Origin of the sequence: Methylobacterium sp. PvR107 (genome assembly GCF_017833295.1) — a bacterium.
Taxonomy (GTDB): domain Bacteria; phylum Pseudomonadota; class Alphaproteobacteria; order Rhizobiales; family Beijerinckiaceae; genus Methylobacterium.
This window is the reverse complement of record NZ_JAFIBW010000001.1, coordinates 2,011,367-2,031,958: the sequence shown is the minus strand read 5'-3', so window position 1 is coordinate 2,031,958 and position 20,592 is coordinate 2,011,367. Positions and strand designations below refer to the sequence as shown.

At 66.0% G+C, this 20,592-nt stretch carries 34 protein-coding genes; 15 read left to right on the top strand and 19 right to left on the bottom strand.

The features are described 5' to 3' along the window. Nucleotides 1-57 precede the first annotated feature (57 nt). The 6 genes from JOE48_RS09580 to JOE48_RS09555 all read right to left on the bottom strand — a co-directional run bounded on the left by JOE48_RS09580 (nucleotide 58) and on the right by JOE48_RS09555 (nucleotide 2,996). On the bottom strand, nucleotides 58-1,212 hold the full coding sequence (locus JOE48_RS09580; protein ID WP_245252778.1) for an integrase: 1,155 nt from the start codon (nucleotides 1,210-1,212) through the stop codon (nucleotides 58-60). A 100-nt stretch (nucleotides 1,213-1,312) separates the two neighbouring features. Next, on the bottom strand, nucleotides 1,313-1,597 hold the full coding sequence (locus tag JOE48_RS09575; RefSeq protein ID WP_312893149.1) for a hypothetical protein: 285 nt from the start codon (nucleotides 1,595-1,597) through the stop codon (nucleotides 1,313-1,315). A 31-nt stretch (nucleotides 1,598-1,628) separates the two neighbouring features. Continuing rightward, the gene (locus tag JOE48_RS09570; RefSeq protein ID WP_210029410.1) at nucleotides 1,629-1,982 is read right to left on the bottom strand and encodes a hypothetical protein; all 354 of its coding nucleotides are present in this window, start codon (nucleotides 1,980-1,982) and stop codon (nucleotides 1,629-1,631) included. After that, on the bottom strand, nucleotides 1,979-2,146 hold the full coding sequence (locus JOE48_RS09565) for a hypothetical protein (RefSeq protein WP_210029409.1): 168 nt from the start codon (nucleotides 2,144-2,146) through the stop codon (nucleotides 1,979-1,981). The genes JOE48_RS09570 and JOE48_RS09565 overlap by 4 nt, the downstream gene beginning before the upstream one ends. Further along, nucleotides 2,143-2,733, bottom strand: coding sequence for a hypothetical protein (locus tag JOE48_RS09560; protein ID WP_210029408.1), 591 nt, complete (start codon nucleotides 2,731-2,733; stop codon nucleotides 2,143-2,145). Before JOE48_RS09560 ends, JOE48_RS09565 begins: the two co-directional genes overlap by 4 nt. After that, nucleotides 2,730-2,996, bottom strand: coding sequence for a hypothetical protein (locus tag JOE48_RS09555; RefSeq protein ID WP_210029407.1), 267 nt, complete (start codon nucleotides 2,994-2,996; stop codon nucleotides 2,730-2,732). Before JOE48_RS09555 ends, JOE48_RS09560 begins: the two co-directional genes overlap by 4 nt. A 111-nt stretch (nucleotides 2,997-3,107) precedes the next feature. On the opposite strand from JOE48_RS09555, the gene JOE48_RS09550 reads away from it, so the two are divergent. Continuing rightward, nucleotides 3,108-3,359, top strand: coding sequence for a PilZ domain-containing protein (locus JOE48_RS09550; protein ID WP_210029405.1), 252 nt, complete (start codon nucleotides 3,108-3,110; stop codon nucleotides 3,357-3,359). 197 nt (nucleotides 3,360-3,556) lie between these two features. Here the strand turns inward: JOE48_RS09550 and JOE48_RS09545 are convergent, their stop codons facing one another. The 10 genes from JOE48_RS09545 to JOE48_RS09505 all read right to left on the bottom strand — a co-directional run bounded on the left by JOE48_RS09545 (nucleotide 3,557) and on the right by JOE48_RS09505 (nucleotide 9,079). Beyond that, nucleotides 3,557-3,946 (bottom strand): hypothetical protein, encoded by a 390-nt coding sequence (locus tag JOE48_RS09545; protein ID WP_210029403.1) that lies wholly within the window; start codon nucleotides 3,944-3,946, stop codon nucleotides 3,557-3,559. After that, nucleotides 3,943-4,140, bottom strand: a complete 198-nt coding sequence (locus JOE48_RS09540; protein WP_210029402.1) for a hypothetical protein — start codon at nucleotides 4,138-4,140, stop codon at nucleotides 3,943-3,945. The genes JOE48_RS09545 and JOE48_RS09540 overlap by 4 nt, the downstream gene beginning before the upstream one ends. A gap of 72 nt (nucleotides 4,141-4,212) precedes the next feature. After that, entirely contained in the window at nucleotides 4,213-4,335 is a 123-nt protein-coding gene (locus JOE48_RS30800; protein ID WP_280921308.1) for a hypothetical protein, read from the bottom strand. A 79-nt stretch (nucleotides 4,336-4,414) separates the two neighbouring features. Further along, nucleotides 4,415-4,822, bottom strand: a complete 408-nt coding sequence (locus JOE48_RS09535) for an HNH endonuclease (RefSeq protein WP_210029401.1) — start codon at nucleotides 4,820-4,822, stop codon at nucleotides 4,415-4,417. Continuing rightward, on the bottom strand, nucleotides 4,822-5,019 hold the full coding sequence (locus JOE48_RS09530; protein ID WP_210029400.1) for a hypothetical protein: 198 nt from the start codon (nucleotides 5,017-5,019) through the stop codon (nucleotides 4,822-4,824). The genes JOE48_RS09535 and JOE48_RS09530 overlap by 1 nt, the downstream gene beginning before the upstream one ends. Next, a complete protein-coding gene (locus tag JOE48_RS09525; RefSeq protein WP_210029399.1) occupies nucleotides 5,016-5,438 on the bottom strand; it encodes a hypothetical protein in 423 nt (140 codons plus the stop codon). The genes JOE48_RS09530 and JOE48_RS09525 overlap by 4 nt, the downstream gene beginning before the upstream one ends. Continuing rightward, entirely contained in the window at nucleotides 5,435-6,535 is a 1,101-nt protein-coding gene (locus tag JOE48_RS09520; RefSeq protein ID WP_210029398.1) for an ATP-dependent RecD-like DNA helicase, read from the bottom strand. Before JOE48_RS09520 ends, JOE48_RS09525 begins: the two co-directional genes overlap by 4 nt. Before the next feature lies 1 nt (nucleotide 6,536). Further along, nucleotides 6,537-6,794 (bottom strand): hypothetical protein, encoded by a 258-nt coding sequence (locus JOE48_RS09515; RefSeq protein ID WP_210029397.1) that lies wholly within the window; start codon nucleotides 6,792-6,794, stop codon nucleotides 6,537-6,539. A 3-nt stretch (nucleotides 6,795-6,797) separates the two neighbouring features. Continuing rightward, nucleotides 6,798-8,345 carry a recombinase RecT gene (locus tag JOE48_RS09510; protein ID WP_210029396.1) on the bottom strand — a complete coding sequence of 516 codons (1,548 nt, stop codon included), beginning with the start codon at nucleotides 8,343-8,345 and terminating at the stop codon, nucleotides 6,798-6,800. After that, nucleotides 8,342-9,079 (bottom strand): hypothetical protein, encoded by a 738-nt coding sequence (locus JOE48_RS09505; protein ID WP_210029394.1) that lies wholly within the window; start codon nucleotides 9,077-9,079, stop codon nucleotides 8,342-8,344. The genes JOE48_RS09510 and JOE48_RS09505 overlap by 4 nt, the downstream gene beginning before the upstream one ends. 130 nt (nucleotides 9,080-9,209) lie before the next feature. Here JOE48_RS09505 and JOE48_RS09500 point away from each other — a divergent pair, with 130 nt between their 5' ends. After that, the gene (locus JOE48_RS09500; protein ID WP_210029392.1) at nucleotides 9,210-9,359 is read left to right on the top strand and encodes a hypothetical protein; all 150 of its coding nucleotides are present in this window, start codon (nucleotides 9,210-9,212) and stop codon (nucleotides 9,357-9,359) included. 467 nt (nucleotides 9,360-9,826) lie between these two features. On the opposite strand, the gene JOE48_RS09495 is transcribed toward JOE48_RS09500, so the two are convergent. Both JOE48_RS09495 and JOE48_RS09490 read right to left on the bottom strand, forming a co-directional pair. Then, nucleotides 9,827-10,147, bottom strand: coding sequence for a hypothetical protein (locus JOE48_RS09495; protein ID WP_210029390.1), 321 nt, complete (start codon nucleotides 10,145-10,147; stop codon nucleotides 9,827-9,829). Further along, on the bottom strand, nucleotides 10,147-10,911 hold the full coding sequence (locus JOE48_RS09490; RefSeq protein WP_210029388.1) for a helix-turn-helix transcriptional regulator: 765 nt from the start codon (nucleotides 10,909-10,911) through the stop codon (nucleotides 10,147-10,149). Before JOE48_RS09490 ends, JOE48_RS09495 begins: the two co-directional genes overlap by 1 nt. A gap of 87 nt (nucleotides 10,912-10,998) precedes the next feature. Between JOE48_RS09490 and JOE48_RS09485 the strand changes: the two genes are divergently transcribed. The 13 genes from JOE48_RS09485 (at nucleotide 10,999) to JOE48_RS09425 (ending at nucleotide 19,979) form a co-directional block, all read left to right on the top strand. Then, nucleotides 10,999-11,292, top strand: coding sequence for a hypothetical protein (locus JOE48_RS09485; protein ID WP_210029386.1), 294 nt, complete (start codon nucleotides 10,999-11,001; stop codon nucleotides 11,290-11,292). Nucleotides 11,293-11,450: 158 nt separating this feature from the next. Continuing rightward, the gene (locus JOE48_RS09480; protein WP_210029385.1) at nucleotides 11,451-11,777 is read left to right on the top strand and encodes a hypothetical protein; all 327 of its coding nucleotides are present in this window, start codon (nucleotides 11,451-11,453) and stop codon (nucleotides 11,775-11,777) included. 9 nt (nucleotides 11,778-11,786) lie between these two features. Then, nucleotides 11,787-11,930: a hypothetical protein gene (locus tag JOE48_RS09475; RefSeq protein ID WP_210029384.1), complete on the top strand. Its 144-nt coding sequence runs from the start codon at nucleotides 11,787-11,789 to the stop codon at nucleotides 11,928-11,930. A 38-nt stretch (nucleotides 11,931-11,968) separates the two neighbouring features. Further along, nucleotides 11,969-12,847, top strand: coding sequence for a hypothetical protein (locus tag JOE48_RS09470; protein ID WP_210029383.1), 879 nt, complete (start codon nucleotides 11,969-11,971; stop codon nucleotides 12,845-12,847). 7 nt (nucleotides 12,848-12,854) lie between these two features. Further along, nucleotides 12,855-13,424, top strand: a complete 570-nt coding sequence (locus JOE48_RS09465) for a hypothetical protein (protein ID WP_210029382.1) — start codon at nucleotides 12,855-12,857, stop codon at nucleotides 13,422-13,424. A gap of 35 nt (nucleotides 13,425-13,459) precedes the next feature. Then, on the top strand, nucleotides 13,460-13,909 hold the full coding sequence (locus JOE48_RS09460) for a MucR family transcriptional regulator (protein ID WP_210029381.1): 450 nt from the start codon (nucleotides 13,460-13,462) through the stop codon (nucleotides 13,907-13,909). 4 nt (nucleotides 13,910-13,913) lie between these two features. Further along, entirely contained in the window at nucleotides 13,914-14,138 is a 225-nt protein-coding gene (locus tag JOE48_RS09455; RefSeq protein ID WP_210029380.1) for a hypothetical protein, read from the top strand. A 129-nt stretch (nucleotides 14,139-14,267) separates the two neighbouring features. Next, on the top strand, nucleotides 14,268-15,299 hold the full coding sequence (locus JOE48_RS09450; protein ID WP_210029379.1) for a hypothetical protein: 1,032 nt from the start codon (nucleotides 14,268-14,270) through the stop codon (nucleotides 15,297-15,299). Continuing rightward, entirely contained in the window at nucleotides 15,299-16,171 is an 873-nt protein-coding gene (locus JOE48_RS09445) for a hypothetical protein (RefSeq protein WP_210029378.1), read from the top strand. The genes JOE48_RS09450 and JOE48_RS09445 overlap by 1 nt, the downstream gene beginning before the upstream one ends. A gap of 23 nt (nucleotides 16,172-16,194) precedes the next feature. After that, on the top strand, nucleotides 16,195-16,851 hold the full coding sequence (locus tag JOE48_RS09440; RefSeq protein WP_245252777.1) for an SAM-dependent DNA methyltransferase: 657 nt from the start codon (nucleotides 16,195-16,197) through the stop codon (nucleotides 16,849-16,851). Then, nucleotides 16,848-17,258 carry a DUF2493 domain-containing protein gene (locus JOE48_RS09435; RefSeq protein WP_210029375.1) on the top strand — a complete coding sequence of 137 codons (411 nt, stop codon included), beginning with the start codon at nucleotides 16,848-16,850 and terminating at the stop codon, nucleotides 17,256-17,258. Before JOE48_RS09440 ends, JOE48_RS09435 begins: the two co-directional genes overlap by 4 nt. Then, nucleotides 17,255-19,057 carry a replicative DNA helicase gene (locus JOE48_RS09430; protein ID WP_210029374.1) on the top strand — a complete coding sequence of 601 codons (1,803 nt, stop codon included), beginning with the start codon at nucleotides 17,255-17,257 and terminating at the stop codon, nucleotides 19,055-19,057. Before JOE48_RS09435 ends, JOE48_RS09430 begins: the two co-directional genes overlap by 4 nt. 4 nt (nucleotides 19,058-19,061) lie before the next feature. Continuing rightward, complete coding sequence (locus JOE48_RS09425) at nucleotides 19,062-19,979, top strand: hypothetical protein (RefSeq protein ID WP_210029373.1); 918 nt, start codon at nucleotides 19,062-19,064, stop codon at nucleotides 19,977-19,979. Between the two features lie 25 nt (nucleotides 19,980-20,004). Here the strand turns inward: JOE48_RS09425 and JOE48_RS09420 are convergent, their stop codons facing one another. Next, nucleotides 20,005-20,589: a hypothetical protein gene (locus JOE48_RS09420; protein WP_210029372.1), complete on the bottom strand. Its 585-nt coding sequence runs from the start codon at nucleotides 20,587-20,589 to the stop codon at nucleotides 20,005-20,007. Nucleotides 20,590-20,592: the final 3 nt, after the last annotated feature.

The following is a 20,592-nucleotide window of genomic DNA, read 5'->3' as shown; positions in this document are numbered from 1 at the left end:
CGGACGCCGGTTTCCCAGCCGCTCCGGTTTCCAAAAACGGGCTACCGGTTTCCAAACTCAGGTAGCTGCGGGTCGCTCCATGGCCTTGCCGAAGATCTGCTTCCTGGTCTCGGACCAGCCCGCTTCCATCTTCGCCGTGCCGCTCCGGGCCAGCCTGCGCTTGTTCACGTCGCGCGCGTAGTGGCGCACCATCTGCTCGGACATCTCGACGATCGCCGACACCTCCGCTTCGGTGCAGCCGACCTCCAAGAGCGTGTTGACGGCGTTCTTTCGCAGCCCGTGGAAGACAAGGCCGGCATCGCGGATCCGCACCATTGCCGCCTTCTTCGCCGGAGGCGCGCTGGTCGGCTGCCCCTTGGCGTTCACCGACGTCAGTTCGCGCTGCCAGGCGGTCCGATAGCCGGCCAGCGTCCAGGGCTCGCCGTCCTCGCGCATGTGCAGCCGCTCGCTTTCGCCGGGCGCCAGCCGCGTGATCAGGTCGGCATACTCGGAATGGATCGGCCGCCAGACGGTCTTGCCGGTCTTCCGTGCGATGAGGCTGATCTCACCACCTGACGGCCGCGCCATAGGGATCACGTCGATCGATCTCTGCCCTGTGTAGAAGGCAGAGAGCACCGGCAGGTGCAGCGACGGGCGGGCGTGCTCGAGGAATAGCTCAAAGGCCCAATCCGGCCACGGCTCGTGCGGGTCCGCCTCATGCCGCACGTTCTCGGTGGGCTTGGCGACGTTGTGGGTGCTGTAGCCGCGCGGGATCCCGAAGCCGATCAGGCGGGATAGGACGGCTCGGAAGTAACGGGCCACGGTCGGCGCCGACTGCATCGAGTCGATGGCACGCTGAGCGTCCACCGTGGTGATCTCGGCGACCGGGGCGGCTCCCCAGGCCTTCGCGATCTTGTCGAGGTGGCGGTCGTAGTCGCGCTTCGTGAGTTCGCTCAGTCCGGCGTAGTCGGCGTGCTCCTTGTACTCCGCGATCAGGGCGTCGAACGTCTTGCGCTCCACCGCGTCGCCCAAGCGCTCGCGCTTCTCCGCCTCATCCAGGGCTGTGCAGAAGGCCTCTGCGCCATTCTCGGCCAGAGGACTCGGGATCGGATAGCGCCGGCCACTCTTCGGCTGCCATGTCCAGACCCACTGCCCGTCGATCTGCTCAGCAGCGAGTGATTCGAGGTGCTCGCAGAGATTCCAGAAGCCCGGCTCATCCGGTGCAAACGGCATGCGGAATCGGGGCCACGCACGCGGCGTGTTTCGGAATTTCTCGTAGTAGTAGAACATCCTACCGTTGGGCTTCCGGTACGGCTTCACGTACCGAGGCAGCTCAACCATTCCGACTGCGCTTCTCGGCCTCGACAAAGGCGGCGCCCCAATCTGTGCGTGGACGCTCAACTTCGACAGGCGCGGCGCCGGCCGTCAACTCGGGGAAGAGATCCGGGCGCTGGCGCTTCCGCCACCGGTCGACCGCTTCAAGGTCGTACATGCCGGTGGTCTCGTCGGGTGTCGGGAAGCCGCGGGCGAATAGCCGCCGCTGGCACGCGGTGAACTGGTCGAGCGTCAGGCACAGCCGGCGCGCGACCTTGTCGGCCGGGCAATAGATCGGATCCACGCGGAATCGGATCTCGGGCGCGCGGGGAACGCTACGCGGCACTGCCCCCTCCCTTCTCCTTCAGCCCGGCGTGAACAGGCAGCGCACGGATGCCTGCGGCCAGCTCACGCGCGTAGCCTTGCCACTTCGGAAAGTAGCCCTGCCGCTTGGCGAGATCGGACCGTCGGTCGCGCTCGACGAACTTGGCGCATGCCTCGCGCATCGCTTCAGCGGCTTGCTCAGCCTCGGCGATTTCAGCCCGCATCTCGGCGATCGTCGCCTCAATGACGGCGACGGCTGCGCGGTCGCCCTTCACCGGCACGACCGCATACTTGCCGTTGGTGACCTCCGGCATGCGCAGGTAGTTGAGCGCCTCGGCGAGCTGCTGGTCCCGTTCTGCGCTCATTCGCGCCTCCCTTTGCCGAACAGCGCTCGCCCGATCTCGTCCGGGAATGCCATGAAGGCTGCGCCAAGCAGGCAGAACCCGGCGTGCGTCGGATGATCGGTCAGCAGCGACATACCGGCGATGAAAAGCCAGAGCGTTAGGCCGATGCGGTCGAGCAGCGTCATGCGGCCCTCCCGCGGTCGCCCCGCCGGAAGCCCATCGCGCCGTTGCAGTCGTAGATGTCGTGCTCGGCGGCCCAGGCGGCGAACATCGTCCCGTCCGGCCACGGGATCGGCCCCGTCGCGCCGTCGGCAAACCACTTCCGGACGTAGTGCAGCCCGCTGCTGATCCTGCACTCGGCCAGCACCGTCAAGGCGACGAGCAGAGTGCCCATGTGCATCGCGTCGGCCATGCGCGCGTCCATGGCGTCGGCGTAGTCGGAGCCGGTGCGAGCCTCGGCCGCGATGAAGTCGGCAAGCGGTCCCCGCATGATGGCGTCCGCCTGCCACTCGCCGAGGCTGCGCTCACCCTTGAACCCGACGAAGTGGCCGGGGTCGTTGCAGGCGAATGTCAGGGCTTTCCGGAGCGCCTGATCGTCATCGGTGACTGCGACCGAGGCTGACGATTGCGGCCGACACGCCGCCTCAACCCGCGCCCAGATCGCCTTCACCTCTGGCGTCAGGCTGTCCCACGGGTCGAAGTCGCGCGGGCCATGGTCGGCGAAGCGGGCTTCGTAGGCTGTGCGGCCGGGGTCGGTGGCGGGCGACGTCATAGCCAGCCCTCCTGATCCAGGGCGCCAGCAGCGCAGAGCGCACGCTTCTCGACCGCCTCGGCGTTGTCGCCGTAATCGCAATCGCCGCAGCGGGCGCAGACGTAGACCGGCACGCTGCAACAGCCGCCTTCGCAGCCGCAGTTCCGGCCGCCGGTGTGCCGCATATCGCAGCCGACCTCGCGGCACGTGGCGGTGGCGGCGATCCGCTCCAGCCGGGCGACCTCGGCGCGCGCATCTGCCAGAGCTTCGGTTAGAGCACTCATGCCGCCCCCGCGATGTCGAGCGCGTGGGCCGGGGCGAAAGCAGTCCCGGAAACTAATAAGGATTTAATGCCTCCGCGGCTATTTTGATTTTCAGTATCCCGGAGTCGCCACATGCCCGACGAACTCAGAGACGTGCCCCGCAGCCACGCCCTCAAGACGGGGGAGATCTTCTTTGGCGAGCAGCAAGAGCGCTGCGACTGCCTCGTTTGGGATATCAGCAAAAGCGGCGCCATGATCGAGGTCGATCTAGACGCAGAGGCCCCGGAGACGCTGCGCTTGATCTCCTCGGGCCTCGCTCTCGACCAGCTCTGCAAGGTGATCTGGCGTGACGGTCGGAAAGTTGGTTTGAAGTTCGTCGTTTGAGCCCGGCTCTCGGTCACAGCCGCGCCTCCTGCATGGCGTGAGGCACGGGGCGCATCTTAAAACTGTAGGCAACCATTGGCGCACCTGTGGGTTGAAAATTGAGTTGAATGTATGAGTTGAGCCCGATGGCGGCCTCTATTCGGCTGGCGCTGCGTGGCGCCTTGTCTAAGTTGCTGGCTTTTGTTGCTGGTCTCGGATCAGCTTTTTCCGGCATGACGTTTGTCCGAGAAGTCCTGCTGGTCCTCTCCAGGCACGACACCCCCGATGGTACGCAGCTCGGCTTGTTGATCGGGCTGCTCGCATTCAGCCTGAGCTTGTGGATGCTCGCAGCGTTTCTTCTGCGCAGGAGCTTGCGACCGCACTGCCGGCACGCCGTTGCTCCGGCCGAATAGGTCATCCTTCGCACCCTCGGCATCGGCCTCCGCGCGGAGCTTGCGCGCGATCGCCTGCATGAGCGCAGTCTGGCGGTCGGCCAGCGCCTGGGTCATACGCTTGGCCTCGACCCACCGAGGATAGGCCCGGCGGCGTTGCGCAAGCTCGCGCTCGGCGCAATCGGCGAGATCGGCGGCTGTGAAAGGCGCACTCATCGGGCGCCTCCCGTCGCGAGGGCGGCGGTCAGCGCGGCCTCGGCGTCCTCAAGGACCTCGTCCTTCAGCTTCTGCGGCAGGATCTCGAGGACGTTGCGGATCTCGGGGGCTCCGCGTCGGCCGCCCCGGGCATTGGCGATCGCCGCAGCGGCCGCCTCGATCATCTCGCGCGTGATGGTGCTGGACTCGGCCATGGGGCTACTCCGCGACTTCGGTGATGGGGATGAGCGCGGCCTGGGCGACATCGCGCGGCCACGCCCAGATCTTCATGCGTCGCCCAGCTCGACCGGTGCGGGCATCGGTGCCGCCGCCACCGCCTCGGCCGACGAGCAGCCAGCCATCGAAGCGGCATAGGCATCGACCTCGTTGTAGTAGGCGCGGACCGTCATCTCGCCGCTCCCTCGCCGCTCGCCGGGGCGGAGGCGCGGAACAGGTCAGCCGTGCAGAGGATGAGGAAGGTGATCCTGCTCATCGCGAGCGCTCCGTGAAGGTGTTGCGGGGCAAGCCGGCGAGCTTCGATGGGGTGCTGCATGGCGAAGGCTTCTCGACAGGCGGAGAGAACCCCCGGCTCACGAGGCGTCGGTGCGGGCCGGTGATGCCGTTGTGCCGGTCGGATCTGCGCTTGGCCTGCGAGCGATCGGCGGCATCAAGCGCAGTCTTGATCTTGTGGCAGACCTTGCAGAGCGCGGCGCAGTTCTTGATCGTCGCCTCACCGCCCATCCAGTCGGGCAGCACGTGGTCGAACTCGACCGGCTTACCGCGGCCGATCTCGACCGTGCAGCGAATGCCGGCGTCGTTGACCGCCTCGCAGACGTACCGCGACCGGTCGAGCGCAGCACGCTTCACCGCCTTGGCGAATTCCGTACGGGCGGCCATCAGAGAAAGCCTCCCATCACTGCCAGGATGCCGGTGAGCATGAAGACGCCGCCGCTCACCTCGACCGACCGCGTGATGATGCAGCGACTACAGGCGCACTCGACGGAGCCGAGATCGGCAATGCCGAGGAGACCGTGAATGATCAGGCCGTTGGCCAGGATCAGGCTCAGGGCGCCGACGAGGCATGTGCAGCTCATGGCGCCCTCCGGCTCTTCATGAGCGCATCGATGTCGACGCCGGGGATCAGCACCTGCGCGACGTGGAGCTTGCCGGCCTCGACCAGCCGCCAGAGCTGCTCGTCATCGAAGTCGGTCAGGCTCATGGGGATGCGGTGCTCGCCACCGATCAGCGCAACCGTCTCCACCATGTTCAGGTCGAGCAGGATCCGGTTGGAGATTGAGCGGCTGGTGTGCGCCTCATCGATCGCATCTGCCGTACGACTGCACAGCAGCCACCAAGCGGCGAGGGCCTTGCTCGGCTCGCCCCGGTACGGTCGCACCTCGACGAAGCTGCCGACCTTCAGCCGAGCGAATTCCTCGGCGTCGTTCCCGGAGGCCGGGACGCACCCGCGGGCCTCGACCCGCATCATGATCGCGGGAGCGGCGCGGCGGGTCATGCGACAACCGTCACGCGCTCAGCGGCGCGCGTGATGCCCGTGTAGAGCCAGCGTTTCGCGTCCTCGCGGAACGTCGAGCTCTCGTCGAAGACGATCACGTCGTCCCACTGCGAGCCCTGGCTCTTATGAACCGTCAGGCAGTAGCCGTAAGTGAACTCATCCGTGAACTTGCGCTGCTCCCAGGAAAGGCCTTCCTCGGCACCAGCGAAATACTCATGGCGAACATAGATCTCGGTCGGGGTGGTCTCCGGCGTGTCGTCGGATGTGACCAGCAGCTCGACGCCGACCTCCTTGATCTTCTGGACGGAGTGGACGCCCCAGAGGCCTCCATTCAGCAGCTTCTTGTCCTTGTTGTTCCGGAGGCAGACGAGGCGCTCGCCCGGCAGCGGGTGGGCGCTGTCGTAGCCGTGCAGCGCGCGGATCTTGGCGTTCAGATCGCGGCGTGTGGCGTTGCGGCCGGCCAGCACGATGCCGGCGTTGAGCACCGCCTTGCGGCCGAGCGCATCCGAGCTGATGACTCGGCTGTCGCCGTACTGGCCCGGCTGAAGCCGCTTCCCCTGCCGGATGTCCATCGACATGCGGATGATCGGGTTCTCAGCGGCCTGCCGGTGCACCTCCGTCAGCATCACGTCGGGAGCGCGGTTCGTGAAGAAGCCGGCATCCTTCACCGGCGGGAGCTGCGCCGGGTCGCCCAGCACCAGGACCTTCACGCCGAACGACAGCAGGTCCCGGGCGAGCTCCTCGCCAACCATCGAGCACTCGTCGATCACGACGAGCTTGGCGCCCTTCACGGTCGAGAGCGGGTTGAGGATGAACTTCGGCTGCCAGCGCTGCTCGTCCTCCTCGTCCAGCTTGTAGATCATGGAGTGGATGGTCGAGGCGTTGGCGCAGCCCTTTCGGCGCAGCACCAGCGCGGCCTTCCCTGTGAAGGCGCCGAAGAGCACCTTGCCCCGCACGTCGCCGGCCAGTTCTCGGGCCAGCGTCGTCTTGCCGGTGCCGGCGAAGCCGAAGAGCCGGAACACTTGCGGTGCGCTCGGATCCTTGAGCCACGCCTGGACGTCGCGGATGGCCGCGTCCTGCTGAGGGGACCAGGACATCTCAGTGCGCCGTCTTGCGGGCGAAGCGCTGCTTCACCACCGACTGCAGGTCGCCGTGGTGGGCTGCCAGCCCACGCATCGCCTCAGCCTCGTCGGTCGACAGATCCGCGATGAGGTTCGCCGTCACGGTGCCCAGCGCGGCCATGATGTCGACGAACTCCTTGCCGTCGATCACCCGCTGGATGCGCTGGGTCAGGATCCGCTGTCGGTGATAGTCGCCGGACCAAGGCCGGCCTTGATCGTCGAGGCGCTCAGCCATCGCTCAGGCCTCCCCTTCGGGCAGATCGCCCTTGCGGCGCTGCATGGCGCTCTTCCAGGCCATCCGCTGCGCGTCGTTGGCGCCGGTCTGATCGCGGTCGTCGCCCGTCGAAGCCCACCACTTCGCGACGTCCTGCTTTGTGGCGCACGCTGCGAGCTCACGCTCCTGGCGTGCCGTGTAGGCGGCGATCGGATCCTCGGCGCCGGTGTCAGGCGGCTCTGCGGCCGGTGACGGTGTGACGGCGCGCGTCGGCGCAGGCGGAGGCAGATCGTCGGCGAGTGGCGCGGCGGCCTGACACCGCGCGAAGGCGACGCCGAGATCATCCAGCAGCAGCTTCACCACCGTGTTGTCGATCTGTCCCTGCTGAGCGAGCTCGACGCGCTGGGGCTTGGTCTCGGCCCAGATCTTCCGGAGCCGGTCCTCGTCCTCCGGCGCATTCGCTGCGGTGGCGGCGGCGCGGATGAAGATCTGATAGTGGCCGCCGCCCTTGAACTCGGTCGGGATGACGAACGGATCGGGTGGCGGCGGCAGGTCGAGCGGCTTCCCACCGGATGTCTGCTTGATCGAAGCTTCGCCCGGGAAGTCGCTGGCGGCCGGCTCTGCCGCACCACCCTGGCGCACGCGGTCGAGGTGCTGGTCCTTCAGCTTCCGGGCCGCCTCGACGCCGCCCTCGTAATCGGAAAGCAAGGCCTCCGCGTCGAAGTCGGTGTAGGCCTCCTCGATCGCGTCAACCGTGCCCTGATACGAGAGCTTGTCGTCGAGCTCGGTGAGCAGCGATTCCTTCGTGACGACGTCTTCGGCCTCGCCGTCGACGACGGCCGCGAGGGTCGACACGATGTCATCAGGCGCGCCGGCAGCCTCGGCCTCCTCCAGCTTGCGCTGAGCCTCCGACGGATCAGCAGGCTGGTGCTCAATGACCTGGGCTGCCGGCTGCTGCTGCACCTGGCGGCGTGGCTCGGCCGGAGGCGGGGTCTCTGCGCGTGCCGGGCGACCCTCGTCCTCAATCTCCTCGCGCAGGTAAAGTCCGCCCAGGACGTCTGCGTAGAGATCGCGGAGCGCGAACGCCCGGGCCCGCATCTGGAGCATGCGCGCGGGGAATTGCTTCCACGGCCCCTGCTTGTTCCAGAGGCCAGCCTCCTTCGCTTCCGAGACCGAGAAGGTCCGGCGAACGGCCTCGACTTCCCCCTTGCGCTTGCTCTCGCAGATGGCGACTCGGCCATCGCCTTCGCCGTCGATGCGCTCTTTCACGAACTCGCAGAGCCCGGAGGCGCGCACCAGCGCCATCGCGCCGTCGCCCCAGATCGTGGGCCGGCCGTTCACCACCGCGATCTTGTCGACCGCCTGCATGGGCGACAGGCCGACCTCGAGGCCGCGCAGGATCGCGACCATGCACTTCTCAGCGGTCTCCATCCCGCGTGGCGCCATGCCGGCCTTCACGATGGCGGTGCCGAGTCGGTAGGCGTCCTCCATGCTCTGCGGGATGATCGGCGCGATCCGGCCGCCCGACATCATCGGCGTACGGGTCTCGTTCTGCGGCACAAGCGCGTTCACGCGGACGCTCCCTCGGTCTCGGGCTGATCGGAATGGGTGGCGGGCCGGCGCCGGATTGCCGCTCTGGCTTGCCGCGCTGCCTCGGCACGTTCGGCCTTGGCGCGCTCCTCGGCGATCCAGATCTCTGCGAGCTTCTGAGCCCCGAACGCGGTGTCCGCGTAAAAGCCGACGCTGAAGCCCTCGCCGCCGCCCTTTGAGCGCGCGATGGCCCGCGCCATGAAGGCCATGCTGGTCTTGGGCGGATCGATTGTCTGGTAGAGCCGAATGAACACGGCCGGCTGCTTCTCAGCGGGCTGCACGTCCTCAGACACTGCGGTCTTGGCGCGCTCAACCTTCGGCCGCGGCCGGTCCAGCACAGTCCCTTCAGGCCATTCGCCAGTGGCGGCCCACGCGCGGTAGGCTTCCTCCGGCACGGCCATCATCCAGGCCAGGTGCTCGACCGAGAACTGCGCCTCGATCTCGTCGGTCGACAGCGAGAAGGCAGCCCGGCTCCCGAGCTTCACGCACGGACGGTCGTTCTCGCCCAGCCAGATGGCGACGCCGATGTGCGGGCCGCTGGACTCGCGCCGGGCGTAGAAACCGAGCGACACGCGACTGGCGGGGATGCAGGACGGCTTACCGTCGAGCATGCCCCACCAGTCTTCGAAGTCATGGTGGAACGGAGGCGCCGCACAATCGCGGCTATCCGAATTCGGGGAGTGGGCCTCACGATCGAGGCTCCTAATCTCGCTCATCGCCGGTCGCTCGTGAGGACGGCGAGAAGGGCGGCGCCAATAGCCGCGAAGGCGATGCTGCCGGCGATCATCGGCTGTGCTCCAGCCGGTTCTGCTTTTTAGCCAGAGCAGCGCGCGCCGAAGCCGTGAGATGGCCGGCCCGATGAATGTCCTGCTGGAGCGCGGCCTCGTGCTGTTCCTGCCGGCTACGCTGTCTGCGCTGCCATGCGTCTTCGACCGGAAGTGGTCGGTGATCGTGGATCATGAAGCCCTCGCGCCCTGGGAAAGCGGCGATGGCTGATCATAGGTGCGGGAGTTTCCGCACGTCAAGCGGAAATGCGGAAAAATCTGCGGAGGCACTTGCGGAAAGTGTTTTTGTTTTGTTCCCGATATCCACAGGTTGAAACGAAAAGCCCCCGGCGAACGAGTCGCGCGGGGGCCTCAACCGAACGTGTGCATTTGGGATGCTCCTCGGCTGGCGGTAATTAAATACCACAACAGCGTAGCCGGTTCCAAGCCCTGGTCTACCCCTGCGCGCGCGAGACGTAACTACGCGCGCGCACGCGGCAGAGAGCTAACCTATAACTACAGGGTTGGAACGCAGAACGGCTATCGTTGGGGGCCTGAGAACCGCCGCGAGGTCCGACGGCAATCGGGTCGGGCGTCGCCAAGGCAGGGCTTCCGCCCCGCACCCCGACCAAGAGGAACTAGTCCCTCTTGGATCTCCCGAGGTGCTGGCGCACCATTTGAGGGCATGTTTACGCGAGATCAGCTTTTCGGCGGGCTTAAATCTCGGTTCTTTGGCCATGTGAACAAAATGAGCAAAACAATCAGGGGTAAAACAAACGCTCCGAGGGCAAACCCACCAAGCTCGCGATACTGTCCGATATTCTCGTAAAAGGATGGATCGATCAGGGAATTTGGATCATCCGCTACGGTGCCATCTACAAATAAGGTATAAGCTGCCGCAGCAGCGAAGATGGCTACAAACCAGAAAAAGCCCACGTGTCCTCGACGTTGAGCAAAGATAGCGAGTGCGATTGGCTCAATAATGTTTAGAATGAACAGAAAAACAAACGAGATGTTCATCAGAGCCGCGACATCCGCATGATAACTCGGCCGATTATGCTCAGATCCTCGGCCAGAATGTCGTGCGATCCGTGCTGCGAATTGTCGGAGATGATGCGAATTTTCAGCGGCTTGCTGCCGGTCAGCAATTCAAGGCGCTTGATCGCTACACCAACGCCATCGAAGATCGCGTAAAGGCCATCGGGCGAGGGAGCACGCTGAGATCGATTGATCAGCACCCGGTCGCCCGGCTGAAGGGTCGGGATCATCGAGTCGCCGTCAACGGCAACGATATCGACCTCGGATTCACGGGCTCGCAATTCGGTGCGCAGGTAGCTCACAGGCAGCCGCCAGATCGCACGGACGCCATCCAGCACTTCCCCATCGACATTCACCGGATCGGCAATTCCACCCTGGCCCAGTCCGGCGATGACATTACGCTCAGGCACCTCGCCTGGTCCGAGCTTCTGCTTCGCCTGGGTCGCTAAGATGATCTGGCCGCTGTCGTCGAAGACCTCGTCGTCGTCGAATTCACGTCCGAGCGGCACACGGGTCAATTCGTCCACAGGCGATCCTCCGAGGAGCTGTGCCCGGGTGATCCCCAGGACGCGCTCCAGTTCGATGAAATCGCTGGCCCCGAGGCTCTCCTTCCGACCCTTCAGGAAGTCGCGAACGTAGTCGCGCTTCCGGCCGATGTCGTAGGCGAGCTTTGTCGGATTGGTTTTTGCCTTCGCGATCTCAACGCGGAGGACGTTACGCGCATGATCTGCCTGCTGTGGAGTCATGTGCGGAGTATTCCGCTTTGCGAATGCGGATTGCGATACGGAACTTCCCGCTTGCAAAGTGCGGGATCATCCGCATAATGCGGAAGCATGGAACAGACGCTTCGCCAGCACCTCCGAACGTGCACCGCGCTTTTCCAGGCGCATTCCGGCGTCACGCCGAAGACCGTCTGCAAGCGCGCGCTGAACGACAACACGTTCTTCGATCGCGTCGTTGATGGTGGCCAGGGCTTCACTGTCGGCACCTACGACCGTGTGATCCGCTGGCTCTCCGAGAATTGGCCGGCCGGGGTCGATTGGCCTTCCGATGTGCCTCGCCCCCTCGTTCCAGTCTCCACTGTTCCTGCCTCGCTATCCTCCGCTGCTGTCCCGGCTGCGCTCTGATGGCTTCGTCTGCTCTTCCGTCTTCATCCGGATCGTTCGGCGTTCCCAGCGCCGCCCGGTCCATCGCTTCGGCTTCGGTGCGTTCCCAGCGCCCCTCGGCTTCGACTTCCTCACCATCAGGGAAGTCGATGCCGCAACAATCCCGACCGAACCGACAGATGTCCGCCACGGAGCGGACCGAAGTCGCCGAACGTGTGGTCGCTTATCTACGACGCCAGCACCCAACGAACACCGCCAAGCACGTCGCCCAGCGGACCGGGCACAACGTCGAGACCGTGCAGAAGCTTCTGGAGCGGTGCTCCATGCCGAGCGGCGTGTTTCTGCTCGATTTGATGGTCGCCTACGAGGCCGACTTCCTCGTCGAGATCATGCGCGAGGCGGCGCCGTCGTGGGTCGCCGAGGCACATCGCCTTTCCCGGCAGTCCGCGCTCGAGGCGCAACTGGCCGCCGTCCAATCCGAACTCGCCGCTCTCCGCGGCCCATAGGAGCCCATCGTGAAATGGCTGCTGCTGCTCTCTGCGTCCGCGCTTCGCGGCGTCTCCTGGCTATTCAACCTGCCCGCTCGCGGCATCGCGCTCCCGGCCGCACGCCTCGCCCGCCGGTGTGAGCTGCGCGCGGCCAGCGACGAACCCTTCTGACCGCCGTCCCCCCAAGCGCACGACCGAGGAGAGCGCACATGGCCAACCCGTCCGCCAACGAAGAAATCAGGATCGGCATCGCGAATGCCTGCCTGATGATGCCGGCGAAGAGCGAGGATCGGCGCGACGCGCTGAACGAGCTGTACAGCCGCCAGGATCGCGAGAAGGAACTCGTGGCCGACGCTCGCGAGGAGGCGGGCGTCAAGGAGCAGCTCAAGCGGCTGCACAAGGTCCACGGCGTGGCGAAGGCGACCACGCAGATCATGAAGATCCTCGACAAGATCTCGGCCGCTGGTGACCGCGCCGCCGTCATCACTCAAGTCGGTCTGCTGTCGAAGGACGTCGGATACGTCGACAAGGACCTGGTCTCTCTAGCGCAGGAGGCGGAAGCCACGGCTGGCCAGCAGTCGGACGATCAGGGCAGCGTCTTCGACAACACCCGGACCGGTGAGCAGCAGGGCGGCAAGGATGCGCAGCCGAAGCCGGTAGAGGCGAAAGCCGACCAGCCGCCAGCGCACGTGCCGACCCCCGGCATCCCGCTCGACGAGGCGCTCGCCCGGTTTGAGGAGGCGAGTGCGAAATGGTCCGGCAAGGGGCGGAAGCCGAAGGCCATGGTTGAGGCCCAGGCCGTGCTCGACGCTGCCCGGGCCGCCACACCCGAGACCGCTGCCGACCCGGTCGCCGAACTGCCGGAGGCCAAGCCCGGCGAGATCACCGGCGCGCTACGCGAGGGCAACGCCGAATCCGAGGCGCACATCCGCGAGCAGGCGGCCAAGCCAGCCAGCGACGAGTTACCGCCGGCAGCCCCGGCGCGCGCCCAGCAGAAGGCTGCCGAGCCGCTTCAGGACGAGCTCCCGCCGCCGGCCCCGCGTCGCAACGCGGTCCACCGCGGTCTCGGCCCCGACGCGATCCACTGAGGTCGCCATGCTGATCGCCGCCCTCGACATCGCGACGTGCACGGGCTTCGCCTTCGGTGAGCCGGGGTCGAAGCCGCGCACGGATCTCTGGAGGCTGAAGAAGCCTTCGGAGCACTACGACGTCGTGGGCGGCGCCATGGGCAAGAAGATCCGTGACCTCTGCTTCCTCGCGGATACCCGCCCGGAGCTGATCGTCTTCGAGTCGCCAATCCCGCCCTACCAGAACCAAGGCGCCGGGGACCGGGCAGATCCGATCCGGCGGAGCATCGAGAGCATCTGCATCCCGCAGCGCGCCGTCGGCGGCCTCCAGGGCGTCGCTGAGTGTTACGGCATCGAGGTGCTTCCCGCAAACATGCAGACGGTGCGGAAGCACTTCACCGGCAAGGCTCGGTGGGGCTCTCCGAAAGACACCAAGGCTGCTGTGATCGCGCAGTGCGTGGCCCTCGGCTACGTGCCGCCCGGCTTCAAGGACGACAACATCTGCGACGCGCTCGCGCTCTGGGATTGGGCCTGCGCCGTGCGCGGCCGCCACGTCCCACGCGAGCTGCACATGCACGGCGAGCGCGTGCTCGCCTGACCCTTCACCCACCGCTCTATTCCCAGGAGAGCACCATGTCCGAAGCGACCCACCACCTGACACCAGGCATCGACACGGCGATCGACTACACCGCGAACATCGTCGCCTCCTACGTTCGCGGAAACCACGTCGCGGCGAGCGACCTGCCTGGGTTGATCCGATCCGTTCACGGTACGCTCGTGGGGCTCGTCTCCGGCGCGACCGCGGTGCCTTCTCCGGAGAGCACCGAGAAGCTGACGCCCGCGCAGATCAAGAAGTCGATCACGCCCGACGCACTGATCAGCTTCATTGACGGCAGGTCCTACAAGACCCTGAAGCGGCACCTCTCCGCTCACGGCCTGGAGCCCCGCGCCTACCGCGCCCGCTTCGGTCTGCCGGATGACTACCCGATGACGGCGCCGAGCTATGCCGCGCAGCGCTCCGCCTTGGCGAAGAGCATCGGCCTGGGGCGGCCGGGCGCGATGGCTGGTCGCGCCGCGGCGTAGCGCCGTGGCCGACGACTATCCCACGCTGCAGCAGCAGATCGACGAGATCCAAGGGGTCATCGTCAATCGCCAAGCGTGGATCGATCGCCGGACCGAGCTGCAGCGCGAAGGAAAGACGGTCCCGCCGGACACCGGTTGCACGGCGGCCAGTCTGCCCGGTCTCCGCGCGGCGATGACCAGCCTCGAGTTCCTGCGGGACAACATGGACGAGATCCGCACGCTCCTCTGAGCGTGCTCCCCCATCAGGACCACCTCGATTGTGAGGGCCACCCCTGTGTCACAGACCGAGCCGGCGCATACCCGCAGCGCCATCATCACCGAATTGGCCTGCATCTCCGCCGAACTGGCCGACATGCAGGTGCGGAACGCGGAGCTTTCGACCCGGGTCAGCAGGATCATCCGCGACCTGTCGTGTACCACCGCGACCATCCCGCCTGGTGCTGACCTGAAGCATCTCCGCGAGCGCCTCGGCACCGTGCGCGGGCGGCTGGAAGCGACTGCGGACACCATCAGGAATTCGGCCGAGCACATCCCGCCGGCCACACAAGCTGCCCCTCCCTCACTCAAGGGCCCGTCAACGCAGGACGCAGCGACGCCCGTTCGAGCCGGGAAAGCCCAGGATGAAGCGGCGGTCGAGGGAGTGGGCAGGGTCTCGACCACCGGCCAATCCAGGGAATGCGTCACGTCAGCCGGGGCGGGGGGCGCGAGCGCAGCCTCAGCCGATACCGCCCCGGCGGCGGACGGTCCGCGCATGCCTCGAAGTGAGCCGGAGGTGCGCGACACGAGTGGCGGCCTTGTGCAGGATGGCGGACCGCTGAAGCCGCCTGCGCAGGTCCTCAGCGACACGCGGTCGGTGAAAGATCGAGTCCTCGACCTATTCGCGGCCGAAGGTCTGACGACGAAGGATCTGGCGAAGCGCACGGGTGCGCCCGAGGGCAGCGTTGGCGGCTGGATTTCGCTAGGCCGCAAGGCAGGCGATCAGCGCGTCAAGGATGGCGATGCGAAGCGCGACGCCAGGATCGCAGCGGTTTCTGCGCAGCCGACGCCGCGCGACGTTGCGGATTCAGCAAAGCCGGTGACGCCGGCCCCCGCTATCCCGGTCGGCCAAGTCGAGATCCCGGCCGGCAAGCTGATCGCGATCCGAGGCGCTGAGGTGCACGGGCCGCTCAATGTGTGGCGGACCTCGAAGGAGATCGCCAAGGCGTTCGGCATCGTAGCCGACGGCCAGCTCTACGGTCTGGAGGCCATGGCCCGGCATGGCGGTCTCGACCCGAAGGTCTGCATCAACCTGATCCCGATGTGGACGGCCGCGCTCGCTAAGATCGGCATCGAGCTCCACCACCACAAAGGCTACGGCGTCCGGATCCGAGCGATCGGAGGGCAGGCCTGATGCCGTCATGGTCGAAAGAGCACGAGCAGATCCTCCGCGATCACTACACGGTTAAGGGCTCGCGGTGGTGCGCCGAACAGACAGGGCGTTCGGTCGAGGCGACCCGCATGAAGGCGGGAGAGCTCGGTGTCACGCGAGCCCGTGCTTCCGTCGTGATCCCGACCTCGCCGCAAATCGACGCGATCATCCGGCGCGCCTACTCCGAAGGGAAATGGGGAGCGTGCGGCCGCGCTGCGAAGGCGGTCGGCCGGACAAAGCAGTGGGTATCGAAGCGGGCCGGTGTCCTGGGTCTATCCCTGCGCGAGGACACGAATTTTGGCTTCACCGCTGCCCAGATCGCGTTCATCGCCGAGAACTCGCATATGGGTGCACCTACCCTGGCGACGAGGCTTCGGGCGCAAGGCTGGCGCGGCTCCGTACGGCGCGTGCAGGAGCACCTCACCAAGTTCCGGCGTCCGCGGGATGAAGATCAGCGCATGTCCGCTCAGGACGTCGCCGATCTGTTCGGCGTGTCGAGCGGCCGGGTGCACGGCTGGATCCGGAAGGGCTGGCTGATCGCCGAGAAGGTCGAGGGCTACGCTCACGGCTTCCGGATCAACGAGATGGATATCGCTCGGTTCGCCATCGAGCATTCCAGCGCCTTCATGCTGGCGGCTCTCGAACGCGATAAGTCGTGGTTTCTCGATCTCGTGGGCCGGTTCACGTCCTCGGCCTCGCGCAACAACGGGGTCATGACGCGGCGCGTGCGCTCGGTCGCAGCCGCCTGTCCTGAGATGCGCACCATGGAGATCGCTGATCTCCTTGGGTGCAACAAGGAGACGGTGCGGATCGCTCTGAGCGCGAAGCCTGTGCTGCTGAAGGTGGCAGCATGAAGCCTCGCGACGCCCGCAACGTCATGGCCGGCCGCCGCGAGCCGCCGGACAGCCTCGACTTCTTCCCGACGCCGCCTTGGGCCACCCGCGCGCTCACCGATGCGCTCGAGAAGATGGTCGAGCCCAAGCTCAACCTGCGCGTGGCCTGGGACCCGGCCGCCGGCGAAGGCCACATGGTCGGGCCCCTCAACGAGGCCTTCAGCTACTGCGTCGCGTCGGACGTGTTCGACTACGGCCGCGGCTACGACGTGGTCGATTTTCTCGATCCAGCCCTCTCCATCAGCCTCGTCGACTGGATCATCACCAACCCGCCCTTCAACACCGCGATGCAGTTCGCCCTTCGTGGGCTCGCATTCGCACGGGAGGGGGTGGCGCTGCTGGTGCGCACCTCGTGGATCTCGAGCACCGGCCGATTCCGCGATCTCTTCAACCCGCACCCGCCGACGTACATCTGGCAGTTCTCCGAGCGCTGCGCGATCGTGAAGGGCCGTTTTGATCCGGATGCCAGCACGGCCACCGATTACTGCTGGGTCATCTGGTTGAAGGGCGAGCGCACCCGCGGCGGCGTCGACTTCCGCTGGATCCCGCCGGGCGCGAAGCAGCGCTTCACCCGCCCCGATGATGCTGCCCGTTACGGCGTTCTGGCTGACGCTCCTCTCCTCGACGGGGCACCGGCATGACGCGCGTCTTGATCTGCGGAGGCCGCACGTTCGGCATCGTCCTGCCCGACACCCCGCCCGAGGAGTTGGAAGCTGAGCGCGCCCGGGCGGAGCAAGAGCGCCGGGTGCTCGCCGTCGCCCTGTCCCCGTACCTCAGCGACAGCGGCACGCACGTGATCATCCACGGGGCGGCGCCCGGTGCCGATTCCGTGGCTGCGCGCTGGGCGGAGCGCCACGACGTGCCCGCGCTCGCCTTCCCGGCCAAGTGGAAGAAGCACGGCAAGTCCGCGGGCCCCCTGCGGAACGCGAAGATGCTGGCCGAGGGCCGGCCCGACATCGTGATCGCTTTCGCTGGCGGGAAAGGCACGGCGGACATGGTCAGCAAGGCGCGCGCTGCCGGCGTGCAGGTGGTCGAGGTCAAGGCATGAGCGCCCTTCAAGCCCGGCTCTCGGACATCGACGATTCCACCCGCCGCGTCCCGCAGAACATCGATGCGGAGCAGGCCCTGATCGGCGCCGTGCTTATCAACAACGACGCCTTCCGGAAGGTCTCGTCCTTGGTGGAGGCGGAGCACTTTCACGAACCGTCTCACCGGAAGATCTGGGAAGTAGTGGCCGCGCAGATCGCTAAGGGCCAAGTCGCGAACCCAATCACGCTGAAGACGTACCTCGGAGACGAGAACTTCGGCGGGCAAACTGTTACCTCGTACCTCGCGAGGCTTGCCGCCGGCGCCACCACGGTAATCAACGCACCAGACTATGCGCGCACGGTGGCTGACACCGCGATGCGTCGGCGGCTGATCGCCTTCGGAGAGACCATCGTCAGCATGGCGCAGGACGCGCCGGTCGAGGCCACGACAGCTTCGCTCTTCTCGGCGATCGAAAGCGAGATCGAGGAGTTGAAGCCGCGGGCTGCGTCGGGCCAGGCCGAGTTCCGATCCTTCGACGATGTCGCGAACAGCGCCATTGAGCGCATGTGCACCGACTGGCAGAACGAGGGGCAACCCCGCGGGCTCTCCACCGGCTTGCCAGCGCTCGACGAGGTCATGGGCGGTCTGGAAGCGCCGGACCTGATCATCGTCGGCGGCAGAACCGCGATGGGCAAGACGGCCCTCGCGCTCAACATCGCCGGCGCCACGGCGAAGGAGCTGCACCTCCGTCGGATCAAGCACCAGATGCAGACCGGCGTGGTCGGCTTCTTCTCGCTCGAGATGGGAGACACGCAGCTCTTCGACCGCATGATCGCGGCCGAGACTGGCATTGAGTCCTGGCGGATCCGGCGCCGGAAGATGACGCAGACGCAGCTGGAGAAGGTGGTGAACACCGCGCGTGATCTGCGCGGGCTGCCGCTCCACATAGACGAGACAGGCAGCCTGACCATCGCGCAGCTCGCCAACAAGGCCCGGTCGCTGAAGAAGCGCCGTGGCCTGGAGTTGCTGGTGGTCGACTACCTGCAGCTCATCAAGGGCCGCGAGAACCGGCGGGATCCTAACCGCGCGCAGGAAGTCACCGAGATCTCGAACGGCCTCAAGGGGCTCGCCAAGGAGCTTCACGTCCCGATCATCGCGCTGGCCCAGGTCGGCCGGCAGGTGGATCAGCGCGATGACAAGCGGCCCATGCTCTCCGACCTGCGCGAGTCCGGATCGATTGAGCAGGATGCCGACCACGTGCTCTTCACCTACCGGGAGGAGTATTACGAGGAGCGGAACAAGCCCAAGGAGGGCACGGACGCCTTCGCGGCCTGGGAACGCCGCATGAAGGAGATCGCGGGCGTCGCCGAGGTGGTGGTGGCGAAGAACCGCCATGGGCGCACCGGGATCGTCACGCTGGGCTACCGGGCCGACGTCACGCAGTTCCTGAATGAGCCGGAAGCCCGTGAGGTCCAGCCTGAGCAGGTCCGTGAGCGGGCAGCAAAGAAGCCGACCTTCCCGGCCCAGGCGACGGTGCTCTACGGCCTGCTGAAGAGCCTGACCCTCACCAAGTCGCATGTGGCGAGCAACGAGCAACGCGCTGCCGATCGCCGCCTGTGCAAGGGCGCCCGACTGATCCCGCTGGACGTCGCCCGGTCCGCATTCGCTGGCGAGGTGATGCCAGGCGAGACCGAGGAGAAGGTGAAATCCGGCTTCCGAGCCGCGTTCGTCAGCCTCGTGAAGGGCGGCGTCGCCTTTTACCACGGCGTCGAGGAGACGGGCTTCTTCGTGTGGCTTCCCGAGATGGTGTCCGAGTAGCGTCATGGCCCAGCACGCCGACACCCGCATGGAGAAGGCCGCCGCGTCCCGGGATCGCTGGGCGGCCGCAGCGAGGAAGCACAGGGAGCGTGAGGCCAGGGCGCGGGCCCGGGGCAAGACCGCAGCAGCCGAAATGGCTCGGAAGGCGGCGGAGACTGCGGAGGCCCATGCGCGAGCCAACGCCCGCAAGGTCGAGGCGCTCGAGGTGCCGGCAGCCCGCGCCCGGGTCGCTCGCCGGGTGAACGAGGATTCGGCCGAGACCATCCTGGCTCGCGCCGTCGCCGAGGCCGAGGCCACGCCATTCCCGATCCGCTTGGATCCCAAGGAGGAGCGCCGGCAGTCCAGAGCATCGGAGAAGCTCGCCCAGCAGGAGCGCCAAACCGAGGAGAGGGCCCGGTCCGAATTGCGCCGGGTGGGTCTCGACCATGATCCGCGCACCGCGGCCGCTCAGCGAGAGGTCATCATCACGGGTGGTCGAGGTGCCACCGAGAAGCGGGCGATGGTCGCCGGCTATGCCTCGCTGATCCGCACGGCCTCTGATCGCACCGGACCGAGGATCGAGGGCATGCGTCGGTTCGATGAGCTGTGCCACCGTGCCTACGCCGGGCTGTTCCCGAACCCGAAATTTGAGCGCGGAGTCGACATCTCGAAAGGCTTGCCGGGCGTGCCGGATGATCGCTGCGACGGGCTCGCCGAGATGGACCGGCTCTCCGCCAGGATCGGCGAGGAGGCCAAGGCCATCCTGTTCTTCCGGATCTTCGAGGCCCGGACTTTCACGGCGATGCGAGACATGGGCCTGGGCGGGGAGCGCGAGCTCGCAGTGCTGTTCCTGCGGGCGGTCGACGCTGTGGCGCGGTTCTATGGGCTCAGCGAGCGGCCATCAGCCGTTGAGGCGATGGAAAGCCGGATTGCCGCCGCCTGATGAATTCCGAGGCTATCTCGCCTCATTACATCGGATCGGACCTGTTTTGGCGGATACGCTCTACCAATCGCACCCATATTCTTGGTAGCAATGCATCTTGGCTCGCGATTGCCCTGCCTATTTCAGAGATGGATTGCTCGAATTCTGCTGAAACATCGTGAAGCGATTTGGTTGCCTGATCTGATTCGCGAAAAAGCTCGGCATCGTGCTCTATGCGACCGCCATTAGCTGTTGCTGCGTCTTCGATTTTTGCCGCAACTTGGTTCAGTTTAGCGAGCTGCCGTTTGAAATCTGCATGTTGCGGCAATAAAGAAGGAAAATAAATGTTTATTAGCATCGCGACTTTCTTCGCTGACTCTTCGTCGGCTTTTCTTTCTTGGCTGATCTTGTAGTAAGACTCCATGCTTAGCACGCCCTTCGCGAGGCGCATGTGAAGCAAGGCATACTGCGATGCGGCTAGCGAATATTTCTGAAAGCAGATGTGGAGATCCTCAGCTTTCTGTCTGAGTAGGAAAACATGGTCTTTGTTCGAGTTGAAGCTATAAGTTGCCAAGGCCGCAGTGACGCCACTGCCGAGAGCGGTAAGTAGGCCAGCGACAAGATCAGGCATCAG